Genomic DNA, 16,119 nt, shown 5'->3' on the forward strand with positions numbered 1-16,119 from the left:
GTTCCTTACGCCGTTTTTCCTATCACATCAGTGAGCTTACGCCATAGCCATTCGAGTGGTCCCTGACGGAAATAGCGCAACCAGTAGTGAGAAAAGACCAGATTAACTCCCCAGATCGCGGGCACCAGAGCCAACAGTTGCAAGCGACTGAAGGCCATGAACAGCCCCAGTTGGTTAAACACCATCACACAAATCAACGTTTGCAGTAGATAGTTGGTTAACGCCATGCGCCCAATACCCGTAATCCAGTACGTGATGCGCCATTGGCACAGCGTGGCCCAAAAACCATAGCACAGCGCGAGATACCCTATCGCCTGTAAGGGTGAACTCAGCTCGCGTGGGATCTGCAATAGCAGTCCACTCCAGCGATATTCCCAGCCCACCAGCCACTGCCCCACCACGCCAATACTGTTAATGGCTACACCCAGCGGAATCAGCCACAGGGCAACCCTGCGATAATGCGCCGTACTGAATTCGCCTTTCAGCCAGCCGCTACGCATCAGCCCTGCGCCAAGTAACATTGAACCCGACAGTAGCCAGCCGTACTGCACGCCCAGCGATAACAGGCTTTCCGTTAGCAGATCAACACGATTTCCCCATGCTACCGGCCCACCTAACGCACGCCAGTAGGCCTCATAAGTGATATCCGCCATTCCTGGTAACCAGAAGCGCCCCGGTTGCAGGCTCAGAATCTGGCTCAGCACAAACAGCATGCCAATTCCGACGAGATAGAGAAGCGCTCCGGTACGCATTAACGATCGGCTGCTTTCTACGTGACGGATCATGCCGTAACACACGAGGCCTATCAGCGCATAGTCGAACAAAATATCGCCATCCCACAGGAAAATGGCATGAATCAACCCGATGACCATCAACCAGAATAGACGGGCGTGTATCCAACGCTTCCCTCGCGGCAGCAGCAGTTGTAACCCCGCGCCAAAAAGAAGAGAAAATAGCGTTAGAAATTTTGCCTGCGCCAGCAAATCCATCGCAGCCCATGTTAAGGCATCAGATAGTGTGGGTTGCCCCTGCCAGGCTGGGTTCAGGTATGCCGCATGCGGTAAGCCAAACGCCGTAATATTCAGCAGTAAAATACCCAAAATAGCGATGCCACGAGCGAAATCCAGCATAGCTATCCGCGAGGGAGGGGAATGAGGTGACACTAGTGTGTGTGGAGGCATACAAATTACATTTTCAAATCATCGAAGTAGCGATTGTATGCACAGACGGGGAAAAAGCGAAGACACCTGCTGATTTGACGATAACAAAGTGTCTTGTCTTCATCATCGCCAATAAGAACTCGCTTAATTGTGGTGACGTACCGCGCGTAAAAATTCCTGGCGTGTGTTCTGGCTGGATTTAAACAGCCCACCGAGCGATGTCGTGGTCGTGGCACTGGTCGCATCACGAATACCACGCGCCTTCACGCAGTAATGCACCGCATCAATTGAAACCGCAACGTTGTTTGTTCCCAACAGGGTTTGCAGCGCAACCAGGATCTGCTGAGTTAAACGCTCCTGCACCTGGGGGCGCTGTGAGAAAAATTGCACAATTCGGTTAAGTTTCGACAGGCCAATCACGCCATCCTTGGGGATATACGCGACGGTCGCTTTGCCATCGATCGTCACGAAATGGTGTTCGCAGGTACTCGTTAGTGTGATATCTCGCACGGTAACCATTTCATCAACCTTCATTTTGTTTTCAATGATGGTGATTTTGGGGAAGTTAGCGTAGTCCAAACCGGAGAATATTTCATCAACGTACATTTTGGCGATACGAGTCGGTGTTTCAGCCAGACTGTCATCGCTCAGATCGAGACTCAACAAATTCATAATTTCCGTCATATGCTCGGCGATACGCTGCTTACGCGTATCGCGATCCAGCAACGCCCCGCGCAGCGGCGTTTCCAGACCGCGTGCCAGCAGCGCTTCATGCACCATAACGGCTTCTTTACTTAGTGATGACATTATTATTCTCCTACAGGTGTAACGCTATCTATCGCACTGTCATGGCCTTGGTCAGACCCTAGCGCCGTCAACACTCTAGTTGAGAGAGTCACGATTATCCAGCGATTGTATCTCATGATGGTTGAAATAGATTCAGGTTAGCAAACTTAACGGGGTGGCTGAGCACCGTCACGGGGCGGGTAAAAAACGATATTCAGTAATCATATCTGGCGATAAACAAAAAGCACTGAGATCATAGACCCAGTGCTTTTAATGATAAATCACCTGATTTTTGCGGCAGCGAGTATCGTACCACGGCCTGCCGCGAGCTTATCAGAAGGTTTCCCAGTTATCGTTAGCATTACTCTGCTTACCACCCGCACTCGCGAGTAACATCGGCCTCTGCGCTGCTGGCGCGTTCTCCGCCAGACGCGGCTGTGGACGACGCTGCATGTCTGCTGAAAGTTGGAACACCGATACCGCTTCGGTCAACTGACGAGCCTGCTCTTCCAGCGAGGCGGCAGCGGCGGCAGATTCCTGTACCAGCGCGGCGTTCTGTTGCGTTACGCCATCCATCTCGGTAACCGCCTGACCAATTTGAGTAATACCGCGGCTCTGTTCATCCGATGCCGAGGCGATTTCGCCCATCAGATCGTTCACACGGGTAATCGCGGAAATAATGGAATCCATTGCTTCCCCCGTTTGAGTAACCTGATTTGACCCCATGTTGACACGTTCAACCGATTCCGTAATCAGGCCTTCAATTTCTTTCGCGGCCTGGGCACTGCGCTGCGCCAGATTACGCACTTCACCAGCCACTACCGCAAAGCCTCGGCCTTGTTCACCGGCTCTGGCGGCTTCCACCGCCGCATTCAGCGCCAGAATATTAGTCTGGAAGGCAATACCGTTAATCACACTGGTGATGTCAGCAATTTTCTTCGAACTGGTGGTAATACTCGCCATCGTCGCCATCACGTCAGCCGTAACGGTGCCCCCCTTCTTCGCTGCAATAGAGGCATCCTGCGCCAGCTTCGTAGCCTGGTGAACGTTATCCGCATTCTGTTTTACCGTTGCGCTTAACTCTTCCATGCTGGCCGCCGTCTGCTCCAGTGCGGCAGCCTGCTGCTCGGTACGCGCAGACAGATCGTTATTGCCACTTTTAATTTCGCTAGATCCCTGATGAATCGATGCCGAGCTGTCACGGATGATGGAAACCGTGTTAGCCAGACTACCTTGCATTTCTTTCAGATAAGGAATCAGTTGTCCGGCACAGTTACGGCCAAACTCGTTGAGCGGGTGACCAAGCTGCCCGGCAGCCAGAATCTGGAAATAGCTTTTGATCATATTCAACGGTTTGACCAGATAGTTAACCAGATAGCGATCGGTCAACAGCAGGATGAGCACCCCAAGAATGGCAGCCCCGAGCAGAATGTAATTACTCCAGTCAACCAGGCCGTACATTTCACTCATTGACGCCTCTGATGACAACATCATCGCAGTTTGATACTTATCCACACTGCCGCCAAACGCCACGCTCAGCGGTGGATACACTTTGCGGAAAAGTTGACGAAATTCCTCCTGACGGTTATCACGCGCGGCGTTTAGCATTGGCGTCAACCCATTATCCAGCAGTTGAGTCCATGCCGCGATCATGTTGTCTGCCGTTGCTTTATCAACGCCAGCGTGTCCAGAGGCTTTAAACGCAGCTAATTGATCTGACGTATTTTTAAACGCGACTGTCGCTGACGTAAATATTTTTTCTGCTTCCGCCGTTTCGCCCGTTTGCTGGAAATCCATCGAGCGCAGCAATCGAGTCACGGTACGAAAATATTGGTCGTTGCCTTTTGCCAACATCTCTACGTTTTTACGCTGAGATTCCCCAGACTCCAATAGTTTGGTCATGCTACTTAATGAGGTGGTGGTAAAGAAAGAGGCCCCACTCCATACAACCAAAAATAACCCCAATATTGTTAAAAGCATTGCCCTGATGGTGATATCTTTTAAAAAATTCACAGAAGACTCCTATAAATTATCTGGCGATATTCCCCTGCGCTTTCTGCAACATGGCTGCACATTTTTAATTGGAAATACGCCGTGTGTTACGTCAATTATTAATGAAATGCGTGCGCTTTCATTAGTTATGGATTAATTTCCTTTTATGACAAATAGACACATTTACTTACAGTGACGATGAGCGGTTCCGATCATACGTTAATCTTATCGGCACCACAGACGCGCACTTTACGCCGTTACATTAATAAATTCGATCAAAATCAATAATGATGATAGCTTTTAACTATTTCTCGATTACAACTATTTATCTATGCGTTTAACCGTCTATTTTAATTAACTATTTACTCTTTCATCCCCACTATTCCATCAGGGAAATACGATTTTATTTTCCTGTGATTATTCTTATTTTTCACTTACCTTTTTCCTAAGAAAATAGCACCCTATTAACAGTAATAGTTAGTTGTAATGCTACTAATTCCTAACGCGACTATTTTATTGTAAGCCTCTCACTACCAACACAAAAATATTAATCCTGAAGATCATTCGAACACATTCCCCATCATCATTGTTTACGCAGTCTCCACATCCGAGTGACATAATTCCGTTGCGCAAGCCATCACTTACCGCTACAATTCACAAAAAATGAATAACAGAACCAAAGTTAATTACGAAAAGAGAAAGGTATGGATTTGACCCAACTGCGCATGTTCTGCCTTGTCGCCGAAACGGGATCCGTCGCACGCGCCGCAGAGCAGCTTCATCGAGTGCCTTCAAATCTGACCACGCGATTACGCCAGTTGGAACAGGAGCTGGGCACCGATCTGTTTATCCGTGAGAAACAGCGCCTGCGCCTGTCCCCTATCGGGCACAATTTTTTATGTTATGCACAACGCATTCTGGCACTCAGTGAAGAAGCGATCAGCATGACGCGCACGGGTGAACCCGCAGGTAACTTTGCCTTAGGCTCGATGGAAAGTACGGCGGCAACCCGTTTACCTACGCTAGTAGCAGCTTACCATCAGCGCTACCCAACGGTTTCTCTGTCCCTCAATACAGGGACATCGGGGGAAATCATTGAGCGCGTGCGGGCGGGAACCTTGGCTGCTGCGTTAGTCGATGGCCCTGTTATTTATGATGAACTGAACGGCTGTTCGTGTTTTACAGAACGATTAGTGCTGATATCAGATCTGGCTCACTCGCCCATCACACAGGCGCGAGATGCCAGCAGCGATACGCTGTTCGCTTTTCGCCCCAGTTGTTCTTACAGAAAGCGCTTTGAGAGCTGGTTCAGACAGGATGGCGTAGTGCCCGGCACGATCGTGGAAATTCACTCGTACCATGCCATGCTTGCTTGTGTTGCCAGCGGTGCTGGGGTGGCGATGCTCCCGCATGCCGTCCTCGAATCACTGCCTGCGGGCGCACGCGTTCAGGTACATGAATTACCGCCCGATATTGCCGCCGCGTCCACCTGGCTTGTCTGGCGACGCGACGCCTTTGGCCCCAATGTCGAAGCGCTTAAAAAGCTTATTATTGAGCAATCCGCGCCGTCGGAATGAAGGCTTATTTTCAGGAGAGGACAACACAGCCATGAACAACCATGTCCTATCATTTAACTTACAACCCATAACGGTATGCCATTAGGAGCCTCCACCATGCAAATGATTAAAACCCGTGCCGCCATCGCCTGGGGTCCAAACCAACCTCTGTCGGTTGAAGAAGTGGATCTGATGCCACCACAGAAAGGTGAAGTGTTAGTACGTATCGTCGCAACCGGCGTATGCCACACGGATGCCTATACGCTGTCCGGTAAAGATCCTGAAGGCGTGTTCCCAGCCATTCTGGGCCATGAAGGCGGCGGGATTGTGGAAGCCATTGGGGAAGGCGTAACCAGCGTTGCCGTTGGCGATCACGTTATTCCGCTGTACACCCCGGAATGTGGCGAATGTAAATTCTGTCGCTCTGGCAAAACAAATCTCTGCCAGGCTATTCGTGCCACGCAGGGCAAAGGCTTGATGCCAGACGGCACCACCCGTTTCTCCAAAAACGGTCAGCCGATTTTCCACTACATGGGAACCTCAACCTTCGCAGAGCACACCGTCGTGCCTGAAATCTCGCTGGCGAAAGTCAACAAAGAAGCGCCGCTGGAAGAAGTTTGCCTGCTGGGCTGTGGCGTCACCACCGGTATGGGTGCCGTGCTGAATACTGCAAAAGTTAAAGCAGGCGACACGGTAGCGATTTTCGGCCTCGGCGGCATTGGGTTGTCAGCGATTATCGGCGCGCAAATGGCAGGGGCTGGGCGCATCATCGGTATCGATCTCAACACCAGCAAATTCGATCTGGCACGCAAACTGGGTGCTACCGATTTGATCAATCCGAAAGATTACGACAAGCCGATTCAGGACGTCATTGTTGAACTGACCGATGGCGGTGTGGACTTCTCCTTCGAATGTATTGGTAACGTTAATGTCATGCGTTCCGCGCTAGAGTGCTGCCATAAAGGCTGGGGTGAATCCATCATCATCGGCGTTGCCGGTGCCGGTGAAGAAATCGCCACCCGTCCATTCCAACTGGTAACCGGTCGCGTATGGCGCGGCTCTGCTTTCGGCGGAGTGAAAGGCCGTAGTGAACTGCCAGGGATTGTCGATCGTTACCTGAAAGGTGAATTCCCGCTGAATGATTTCATCACCCACACGATGAGGCTGGACGACATCAACACGGCATTCGACTTAATGCATGACGGCAAATCAATCCGTTCTGTGATTCATTTCGGTTAATGGCGCGACTGCCAGGAACAAAAAAGGAGGCTGTACAGCGATGACTTCATCACTGGAACTGCTGGAAGAACACCGTATGTTTGGCGGCTGGCAACAGCGCTACCGCCATGTGTCAGAGACGCTGAACACCGCGATGACGTTCAGCATTTATCTGCCACCGACACAGGACGATACGCCACCGCCCGTGCTTTATTGGCTGTCCGGGTTAACCTGCAACGACGAAAACTTTACGACGAAGGCTGGTGCGCAGCGCGTCGCCGCCGAGCTGGGTCTGGTGCTGGTGATGCCGGATACCAGCCCGCGCGGCGATGGCGTAGCAGACGATGCCGGGTACGATCTCGGTCAAGGCGCAGGCTTCTATGTGAATGCCACGCAGTCTCCCTGGGCGGCGCACTACCAGATGTATGACTACATCAGTGCCGAATTACCGACGCTGATCCAGCAGCATTTTAATGTGAATAGCCGCCAGTCTATCAGCGGGCATTCGATGGGGGGCCATGGCGCGCTGGTGCTGGCGCTGCGCAATCCAGAGAAATATCTGTCTGCATCCGCGTTTGCGCCCATCGTGAATCCAAGTCAGGTTCCCTGGGGACGCAAAGCGCTGACCGCCTACCTCGGTGAGGATGAAACGCAGTGGTTGCAGTATGACAGTTGCCATTTGCTGGCCAATAGCCAGCAGAAGCTGCCGATACTGGTTGATCAAGGGGATTGCGATCAATTCCTTCCCGATCAGTTGCAACCGGCGAAACTGGAAGCGTTGGCAACCCAGTACGCATGGCCGCTGACTCTGAGAACACAGTCTGGTTATGATCACAGCTATTTCTTCATCGCCAGTTTTATCGAAGATCATTTGCGCTTCCATAGCCAGTATTTGTTCGCGGAATAGTGGTACACCCCCTCTCCGTACAAATAATAGTGCTATGCTCATCTAGCGGATAATCGCACTCGGGGAGGGATATCTCCGCTTCTTGCGGTGCGATTATCCTTCCCTGTTACCGCACACACCGTGTAAAAACACGCACACACCTGCATCGTGCTGAATGACGGAATCACGCCACACAACAAGGAGAAATGGATGATATATGTTCATCACCTCGAAAAATCCCGCTCAACCCGCGTAACCTGGTTATTGGAAGAACTGGGCGTTGACTATGAAATCATTCGCTACGCGCGTGACCCAAAAACGTTTAGCGCGCCCGCCTCGCTCAAGCAGATTCATCCATTAGGTAAATCGCCAGTGATTACCGATGGCGACCTGACCATTGCCGAGTCCGGGGCCATCGTGGAATACCTGATTGAGACTTACGGTAATGGCAAACTGCGCCCACAACGTGGACAAGCGTTGTTGGATTATCGTTTCTGGCTGCATTTCGCTGAAGGTTCGCTCATGCCGCTGTTGGTGATGCGTCTGGTATTGACGAAAACAGAATCAGCGCCGATGCCGTTCTTCATCCGCCCCGTGGCGAAAAAAATTGTGCAAAGCATCGAGCAGGCTTTTATTGTGCCACGGTTGACGACACAGCTTCAGTTCATCGAGCAACATTTGAGTACACAAGACTGGTTTGCGGGAGAATCGCTCAGCGGTGCCGATATACAAATGGCCGTGCCGCTGATTTTGGCAAAAACGCGTCTGGATTTCAGCCGCTATCCGCATATCCAGCAATACCTTGAGCGCATAGAAAACCAGCCCAGTTTTCAACGAGCGCTCGCGCAGGACTAACAACGCGACGGGCAGTGGCTGATCGACACGGAAGAACACACCGCTCAATGAACGACAGCGCGGGGATTCTGTGAGCGTTTACTGATTATTCATGAACTAATAAAGATATGCTGCGGTTTACCCCCGATGTATATCGGGTTATAACACGATATAGTGAGTACGCTCGAAAGGTGGTATACCGCCAGGATGCGGCATTGATAGGTTGGGAGTGATTAATTTTGCAGAGAAAACGCGTTTCATCAACAGAGTTGTTTTCAGTGGGATATGATGCAGAAAAAAGTCAGTTGGAAGTCGAACTACTAAATGGAAGCATCTATCTCTATAGCGGCGTAGCACGCATGATTTATGAAGAACTGATGGCAAGTAAGACGAAGTACCGTTACTACGCCAGCTACATCAAAAATTCATTCCCCTACGAGAAAACACAATAGCTTTTAGAGATAAAGAATCGTCTTTAGGGGCAGAGACCACTCTCCGCCCCTTCTCGCTGTTTATTCTCCGCTGGATTCCACGGTATGAAACGCCGCCAGCAAAACTTGTTCATTAAGCGCCAACGGCAGATAGTGAATGGACTCCCCCGTCTGCAACGTGCGGGCAATAACCGCCTGAAGCGCTGCGCGATCGCGAATGTCTACATCCAGCGCGGCTAACGACGTTGGCAAACCAAACGCTTTAAATGCCGTCTTCAACTGGCGCAACGTTGCGCTATCGCCCAGCAACGCGCTCTGCACCAGAATGCCATAAGCCACTTTGGTGCCGTGCAGAAAGCGTTCAGTTTGCGGCAACACTGTCAAACCATTATGAACCGCATGCGCCGCCGCCACGCGGGTATAACGCTCGCCCAACCCGCCAACCATGCCGCCCCCGGCGATGATCGCATCTACCACGTCCAGAAAATCCTGCGTCAGCTCGCCACGCTTAACGGCTTCCAACGCCGCCGCGCTTTGTTGCAGTAACACATTGCGAATATCCAACGCGGTCTGTAAGCCCAGCCGAACAGACAGGGGCAACGTTTCAGGCTGTGGGCTGAGTACCACCGCTTCATACCATTTCGCCAGCGTATCCCCAATGCCAGCCAGCAGGTATTCCACCGGTGCCGCCAGCATAATTCGCGGCTCCACCAGCACCAAATGGTTGGCATCGGTAAAAATTTCAAAGCGCAATGCCTGTCCAGCATCGTTATACCACACGGACAAAGGCGTCCAGGCCGCACAGGTCGCCGCAATCGTTGGGATCGCCACCAGCGGCACACCAATGTGGCGCGCAGCCACCTTCGCCGTATCCAGCACAGCCCCGCCGCCGACGCCAATGACGACCTGACAGTGCTCGCCCGCTTGCGCCACCAGTTTGGCGACTTCCCCCTCGCTGCAATGTGCGCCAAACTGCACACGTCGGGCTGAAGGGGCATCGAATTCGGTTGGCAAATAGGGCCGCGCCGCTGCGATCGCCCGCTCACCGTAGATCCACAGCGCGTTTTTCAGTACGTCCGACGGATAAAACTCCAGCAGCTTATCGATAGCGCCGGGGAAAGAAAAATAGTTGGCAGGGCCGACCTGTACACGGATTGTCGTTGTATGCATGTTTGAATCTTCCTCGCCATGCCCTCTCTTGAGCACGGTTCTTGTCTTATGTCTTGCTGACAGCCGAATATGCTGTGCTACCCTGTTGATAATCCCATCTTATTCACTTGCTTGCGGCAGCTTAAGAACTTTTTTATTTAATTTATACCTTTTCGTTCATAGCCGAGGCGGCTCAAACACTTGAAGCTGTATTAAATTCTCTGAGATATGTGCTACCTTGCTTTTCCGTTATTTCATGACCTTGACCGCCAAGAGCGTTACCGACCATGATCTCTACCTCCCAAAGCCGACTGGAAATGCACAACATTTCCATCTCCTTTTCTGGTTTCCACGCCCTCAAGCAGGTTAATTTCACACTGGAAGGTGGTTCGATTCATGCCCTGACTGGCGCAAACGGCGCGGGTAAATCCACACTCATGACGATCTTGTCGGGTGCTTACGATCACTACCAGGGCGATATTCTGATTAATGGCAAGCAGGTTGATGTCCACTCACCGCGAGATGCCAAACGATACGGCATTCATCTAGTTCAACAGGAAGTCGATGTCGCGCTGGTTCCCACGCTATCCGTAGCGGAAAACATTATGCTGGATACGCTGGCGCAGGATGGGCATCTGCTGAGTTGGCCGCAGATATATCGTCAGGCGCAGGCGCTGCTTGACCAGCTTGGCGTCCACCTCAATGTTCGTCAACGGCTCGATACCTGTACGCTCGCCGAGAAACAGCAAATCCTGCTGGCTCGTGCGTTGTCCCATGAGTGTCGTTTCCTGATTCTGGATGAACCCACTGCCCCGCTGGATCAGGCAGAAAGTGCGCGTCTCTTTCAGGTGGTGCGCCGCTTACAAGCCGAGGGAATTGGGATCGTCTTTATTTCTCACCGAATTCACGAACTCAGCGAAATCTGCGATACGTTGACCGTTCTGCGTGATGGCGAGTTTGTCAGCAGCGGCCCAATGCGTGGGCTGAGTGGTGAAGAGATCGTGGAGCGAATGTTGGGGCATCGGCTTGACGACATCTTCCCGCCGCGTCGTACCGCCCCTTCCGAAGAGACACTGCTTCAGGTCAGCGGCTTGCACGACGAAACACTGCTGCACAATATTTCTCTCACGCTGCACAAAGGGGAAATTCTGGGCATTGCGGGTTTAGCGGGTGCGGGAAAAACCGAACTGTGTAAAGCGCTGTTCGGCGCAGAACCGTGCCAGATCGCACAGGGTGAATATCGCGGTCAGCCCTGGCGACCGCATTCACCTCACCAGTCCGTCGAGCAAGGTCTGGCGCTGGTGCCTGAAGAGCGGCGCAAAGAAGGCATTTTTATCGATGAATCCGTCACCATGAATCTCAGTATCACCGCCACCGACAGCTTTTCACGCGGGAGCCTGTTCAGTCGTAGTAAGGCAGTGCGCTGGGCGAAACAGATCGTTGATCAGCTTGCGGTTCGCACCACCGGTCCGGCGCAGAAACTGACGCGCCTGTCGGGGGGAAATCAGCAAAAAGTGGCCATCGGCAAATGGCTACGCGGTGAAGCTCAAGTTCTGATTTTTGATGAACCCACCAAAGGCGTCGATATCAAGGCGAAACAGGATCTGTTCACGCTGATTGACGGCCTTGCTCGTCAGGGCAAAGGCATTATCTATGCATCGGGCGAGTTTTCCGAACTGGTCGGACTCTGCGATCGTATCTGCGTGCTATGGGATGGCCGTATTGTTGCGGAACTGAACGCCGCTGAGATTGACGAAGAAACCCTACTTTTATATTCAACCGGAGGAACTCCCGCGTGAGTCAGCCACTTTCAACCAACGGGGCGATCCCCTTCCGTCACCACGTTTTCGAATTTCTTTATAAGTGGGGCATGTTGATCACGGTTGTTGCGCTGATCGCCCTCTTTGGATTGGCGTCGGACAACTTTCTCGATCCGTATAACATTATCAATATCCTGCGATCTATTGCGATTGTCACGGTGATCGCGATAGGTGTTTCCATTTCGCTATCCGTAGGCGGGTTCGATCTTTCCGTAGGGTCAACGGCGTCGTTGGCCAATGCGCTGGTCATCTCGCTCTTTGTCTGGCATGGGTTCGGCACCACAGGGGCGATTGTTCTGACGCTACTGCTGTGTACGCTCGTCGGGCTGTTCAACGCTTTTCTCATCGTCGTGCTGAAGATCCCCGATATGCTGGCAACGCTCGCCAGCCTGTTCGTTATTCAGGGCGTCGCGATGACGTACAGCTATGGCGGTTCCATCACGCAGAATATGGTGCTACCGAGTGGAGAAATGGCGGAAGGCATCATTCCTGAGTTCTTTGCCACGCTGGGTCAGGTGCCAGTGATTGTTGTCATTATGCTGGCAGTAACGATACTGGTACAACTGTATCTGTCCCTCACCAAGCATGGCCGCCGGATGTATGCCATCGGCGGCAACCCGGAAGCCGCTCGACTGGCGGGCATACGCACCGCACGTTATCGGGTGCAGGCGTATGTGTTCTCTTCATTACTCGCGGCGCTGGGGGGCATTTTGCTCGCCTCGCGTATCGGTTCTTCGCAGGTCAATGCAGGAGGCGGCTATTTAATGGATGCAGTTGCTGCGGCCTACATCGGTTTCTCGCTGGCGGGATCCGGCAAGCCGAACGCACTGGGCACGCTGCTTGGAGCCGTCATTCTTGGCGTCTTACAGAATGGGCTGGTGATGCTCTCCGTGCCTTATTACGCGATGGATATCATTAAAGGTCTGGTTTTGGCGCTCGCGCTGGCAATGACCTATATCCAGAAACGCTGATCCTCTTTCACCTCCGCCCCATTCCCCCGAATTCGGGGCGGATTCACAATGTAACCCGCCAATATTTTCCTCATCAAATCGGATTTTTCCCACAAGGATATATCGCCACATCCATTTCACTATTCACCGCCGTTATTATTAATAAATAAATATTCCCTCGTGCGACAAAGAGACTCATCCGTACAATCCCAAACAATAACGTTTTGTCTTTACCTCTGATATGTGCCGCATTTATTCCTTACGGATATCGCGTAAACGATGCAGATAATCGACAGCAAAGCGTAAATTCAATGAAATGTTCAATTTTAGTCATCGATTAAAATTGATAAATATCATACTCCCTCTATCGGGAAATATTCCTTTATAACCGAACAAATCAAATCACACGTTATTTATATCCATTTTGCTGGGCATATTCATCAATATTTTCAATCGTCTTTTCCATCAACAGTTGCAGTGATGAGGCAGAAGTCCAGGAAATATGTGGGGTAATCAGAAGATTAGGCAAGGTTTTCGCCGCCATCAGTAATGGGTTGTCTTTTACGGGTGGCTCCTGCGTCAAACAATCCAGCGCGGCACCCGCAATGCCACGCTGCTGCAACGCCGCGACCAACGCATTTTCATCAATCAGCCCGCCTCGGGCGGTGTTAATAATAAACGCGGTGGGTTTACACAGCGCCAACGTCTCCGCATTAATCAGGTGCTGCGTGTTCGCCTTGAGCGGGCAGTTCAGTGAAATGACATCCGCCAGCCGCAGAACCTCTTCAAACGGCAGATATCCGCCACGACACTGCGCAACGCCTCGATGTTCGGCGAAAATCACCTTCATCCCCAAGGCCTGAGCCAATCGCGCGACCTCCCGCCCAATAGCGCCGGCACCGATAATACCCAGCGTGGAACCCGCAATGTCCTTGACCGGATGGTCGAAATAGGCAAACTGCGCCTGACTGGCCCAGCGGTCGCTCAGTTGATCGCGATACCAGCCAATAAGACTGTGTTTCAGCGCGTAAATCATGGCAATAACATGCTCAGACACGGCTTGCGTCGAGTAGCCCGGTACGTTTTTGACCATAATACCCAGCTCCTTGGCAGCAACAAGATCGATGTTGTCAGTTCCCGTCGCCGTCACGGCAATCAGCTTCAACGCAGGCAGCGCGGCCAGGGTGTCGCGCGTTAAGAGCGTTTTATTCGTGATGATAACGTGGGTATCTTTTGCTCGGGCGATAACGTGCTCGGGAGAGGTATAGCTATATTCAATCCATTCATGGCGACATTGTGGACGCCTAAAATTGGTCTTTTTCAGGAAAATGGTTTCAGGCAGTGAGCCTTTATCCAAAAAGGTAATCTTTAACATCATTTCGCCCTGGTTGCTATTCATACATTGATTTCCGATTGCAGATATCAAGTGCTCCGCAGTCGGCAATCACGACTAGTCTTCTCATACAAAAATAATGAATTAACTTCTCTGTGTGACACAAGACAACGAACGTATTAATAGCGTTACACTTCCTGCCTCATCAAAAATCCATCACTCCGCAACGTGAAGCGTAGTCAGCCTTAAAGCAATTAACAATAGCTAATATAATGAATTGCATTCATCGACGTTGTTAGTGGTGATATTCAGAAATATCACAGAAGAATAATCCCCTATTGGTAATTATTTTCTGTTCTCATATGGTCTGCAAAGGAAGAATAATAACGGAAAGCAACTAAGGTCATGATTAATCGGAGAAGAGGACGCAATGAGAAAAACCAATAAAAAAGGCGACGCCCGTCAGGGAGTCGCCCGTTAACCAGGGTCTCGCGCTTTAGTCTTTGTGATCGGGATAGGTCATATCCTGATACTTGACGAAATGCGTTCCACGACACAGCTTATAGCCGAACCAAATCAGCAGGAACAGCGGAATACCGATGTACGTCGCCGTCACGCCATACCAGTCGATTTTATCTGCCAGAAACGCCTGATAATTCTGCCCCAGCGTGATGATTAGACAGAGCACAAACGCAAAGATTGGCCCCAGCGGGAAGAAACTCGATTGGTAAGGCAGACGGCTGAGGTCATGACCTTGCATAACATAGCCGCGACGGAAGCGGTAATGGCTAATCGCGATCCCAAGCCAGGCAATAAAGCCTGTCATACCAGATGTATTCAACAGCCACAGGTAAACCGTTTGGTTGCCATACAAAGAAGACAGGAAACACAGCGCCGCCACCACGGTGGTGGCGTACAGCGCATTACGCGGCACGCCACCTTTTGACAAGGTGGCGAAAATGCGTGGCGCTTTGCCTTCCGATGCCAGCGTAAACAGCATGCGTGTAGAAGCGTACATCCCCGAGTTGCCTGCCGACAGCACCGCCGTCAGGATGACCGCATTCATCACGGCCGCAGCAGACAGTAGACCCGCATTCTCAAACACCAGCGTGAACGGACTTACCGTGATGTCTTTAACATCATTACGCAGCAGGTTCGGATCGGTATAGGGAATGATCAAGCTGATAATTAGGATCGCGAAGATATAAAACAGCAGGATGCGCCAAAAAACCTGACGAATAGCGCGCGGAATGTTTTTGCTTGGCTCCTGAGATTCCCCAGCAGCCACGCCGATCAGTTCTGTTCCCTGAAAAGAGAAACCCACGATCATCGCCACGCCAATCATGGCGGAGAAGCCACCGGCAAACGGCGCATCGCCAATCTCCCAGTTGTGGAACCCGGCATTTTCCGCACCGCGCATAATGCCCGTAATCATCATCACCCCAACGGCGATGAAAATGATGACCGTCGACACTTTGATCAATGAGAACCAGTACTCTGCTTCACCAAACCCTTTCACCGAAATGTAGTTAAGCAGGAACATCAGTGCCAGGAACAAAGCACTCCAGATCCAGCCAGACACCTCAGGGAACCAATAACCCATCACCAACTGCGCCGCCACCAGATCGACCGCGATAGTCACCGCCCAGTTGTACCAATAGTTCCAGCCCAGCGCGAAGCCAAATCCTTCTTCTACATAACGGGAACCATAGCTGGAGAACGAACCGGAAACCGGCATGAATGCCGCCAGTTCCCCCAGGCTAGTCATCAGGAAATAAACCATCAGCCCAATCAGAGCATAAGACAAGAGTGCGCCGCCCGGCCCCGCTTGTGAAACCGTCGCACCAGACGCGACAAATAACCCCGTGCCAATCGATCCGCCAATCGCGATCATCGTTAAATGCCGTGCTTTCAGTTCACGGCGTAGAGTCGGTGCGCCCTGTTTTGTTTGTTGAATATCGTGCTGAGCCATTATTATCCCGCGTGCTCGTGCTAAAAATCGAG

The 16,119-nt window shown here is 51.5% G+C and carries 13 protein-coding genes; 7 read left to right on the forward strand and 6 right to left on the reverse strand.

The features are described 5' to 3' along the window. Positions 1–5 precede the first annotated feature (5 nt). The 3 genes from yeiB to OI69_RS12525 form a co-directional block, all read right to left on the reverse strand. Positions 6–1,181: a DUF418 domain-containing protein YeiB gene (gene yeiB / locus OI69_RS12515; protein WP_039350885.1), complete on the reverse strand. Its 1,176-nt coding sequence runs from the start codon at positions 1,179–1,181 to the stop codon at positions 6–8. Positions 1,182–1,304: 123 nt separating this feature from the next. Beyond that, entirely contained in the window at positions 1,305–1,967 is a 663-nt protein-coding gene (gene folE / locus OI69_RS12520; protein WP_005967317.1) for a GTP cyclohydrolase I FolE, read from the reverse strand. A gap of 312 nt (positions 1,968–2,279) precedes the next feature. Next, positions 2,280–3,959, reverse strand: coding sequence for a methyl-accepting chemotaxis protein (locus OI69_RS12525; RefSeq protein ID WP_039350888.1), 1,680 nt, complete (start codon positions 3,957–3,959; stop codon positions 2,280–2,282). Positions 3,960–4,642: 683 nt separating this feature from the next. Here OI69_RS12525 and ptrR point away from each other — a divergent pair. The 5 genes from ptrR (at position 4,643) to OI69_RS12550 (ending at position 8,884) form a co-directional block, all read left to right on the forward strand. Beyond that, positions 4,643–5,515 carry a putrescine utilization regulator PtrR gene (gene ptrR, locus OI69_RS12530; protein ID WP_039350891.1) on the forward strand — a complete coding sequence of 291 codons (873 nt, stop codon included), beginning with the start codon at positions 4,643–4,645 and terminating at the stop codon, positions 5,513–5,515. A gap of 96 nt (positions 5,516–5,611) precedes the next feature. Then, positions 5,612–6,733 (forward strand): S-(hydroxymethyl)glutathione dehydrogenase/class III alcohol dehydrogenase, encoded by a 1,122-nt coding sequence (locus tag OI69_RS12535; RefSeq protein WP_039350894.1) that lies wholly within the window; start codon positions 5,612–5,614, stop codon positions 6,731–6,733. A gap of 40 nt (positions 6,734–6,773) precedes the next feature. After that, on the forward strand, positions 6,774–7,619 hold the full coding sequence (gene fghA, locus OI69_RS12540) for an S-formylglutathione hydrolase (RefSeq protein ID WP_039350897.1): 846 nt from the start codon (positions 6,774–6,776) through the stop codon (positions 7,617–7,619). A gap of 189 nt (positions 7,620–7,808) precedes the next feature. Beyond that, positions 7,809–8,453, forward strand: a complete 645-nt coding sequence (locus OI69_RS12545; protein WP_039350899.1) for a glutathione S-transferase — start codon at positions 7,809–7,811, stop codon at positions 8,451–8,453. Between the two features lie 218 nt (positions 8,454–8,671). After that, positions 8,672–8,884 (forward strand): KTSC domain-containing protein, encoded by a 213-nt coding sequence (locus tag OI69_RS12550; RefSeq protein ID WP_039350901.1) that lies wholly within the window; start codon positions 8,672–8,674, stop codon positions 8,882–8,884. Positions 8,885–8,944: 60 nt separating this feature from the next. On the opposite strand, the gene OI69_RS12555 is transcribed toward OI69_RS12550, so the two are convergent. Then, on the reverse strand, positions 8,945–10,033 hold the full coding sequence (locus OI69_RS12555) for an oxidoreductase (protein ID WP_039350905.1): 1,089 nt from the start codon (positions 10,031–10,033) through the stop codon (positions 8,945–8,947). A 266-nt stretch (positions 10,034–10,299) separates the two neighbouring features. Between OI69_RS12555 and OI69_RS12560 the strand changes: the two genes are divergently transcribed. Together OI69_RS12560 and OI69_RS12565 are read left to right on the forward strand one after the other, a co-directional pair. Further along, positions 10,300–11,811 carry a sugar ABC transporter ATP-binding protein gene (locus tag OI69_RS12560; protein ID WP_039350908.1) on the forward strand — a complete coding sequence of 504 codons (1,512 nt, stop codon included), beginning with the start codon at positions 10,300–10,302 and terminating at the stop codon, positions 11,809–11,811. Between the two features lie 71 nt (positions 11,812–11,882). Beyond that, on the forward strand, positions 11,883–12,803 hold the full coding sequence (locus OI69_RS12565) for an ABC transporter permease (protein WP_407668770.1): 921 nt from the start codon (positions 11,883–11,885) through the stop codon (positions 12,801–12,803). Between the two features lie 388 nt (positions 12,804–13,191). Here OI69_RS12565 and OI69_RS12570 read toward each other — a convergent pair whose 3' ends face one another. Next, the gene (locus tag OI69_RS12570) at positions 13,192–14,181 is read right to left on the reverse strand and encodes a 2-hydroxyacid dehydrogenase (RefSeq protein ID WP_039350914.1); all 990 of its coding nucleotides are present in this window, start codon (positions 14,179–14,181) and stop codon (positions 13,192–13,194) included. Positions 14,182–14,611: 430 nt separating this feature from the next. Continuing rightward, the gene (locus tag OI69_RS12575) at positions 14,612–16,087 is read right to left on the reverse strand and encodes an amino acid permease (protein WP_039350916.1); all 1,476 of its coding nucleotides are present in this window, start codon (positions 16,085–16,087) and stop codon (positions 14,612–14,614) included. Positions 16,088–16,119: the final 32 nt, after the last annotated feature.

This window comes from Pectobacterium fontis, assembly GCF_000803215.1.
In the GTDB taxonomy this organism is placed as follows: Bacteria; Pseudomonadota; Gammaproteobacteria; order Enterobacterales; family Enterobacteriaceae; genus Pectobacterium; species Pectobacterium fontis.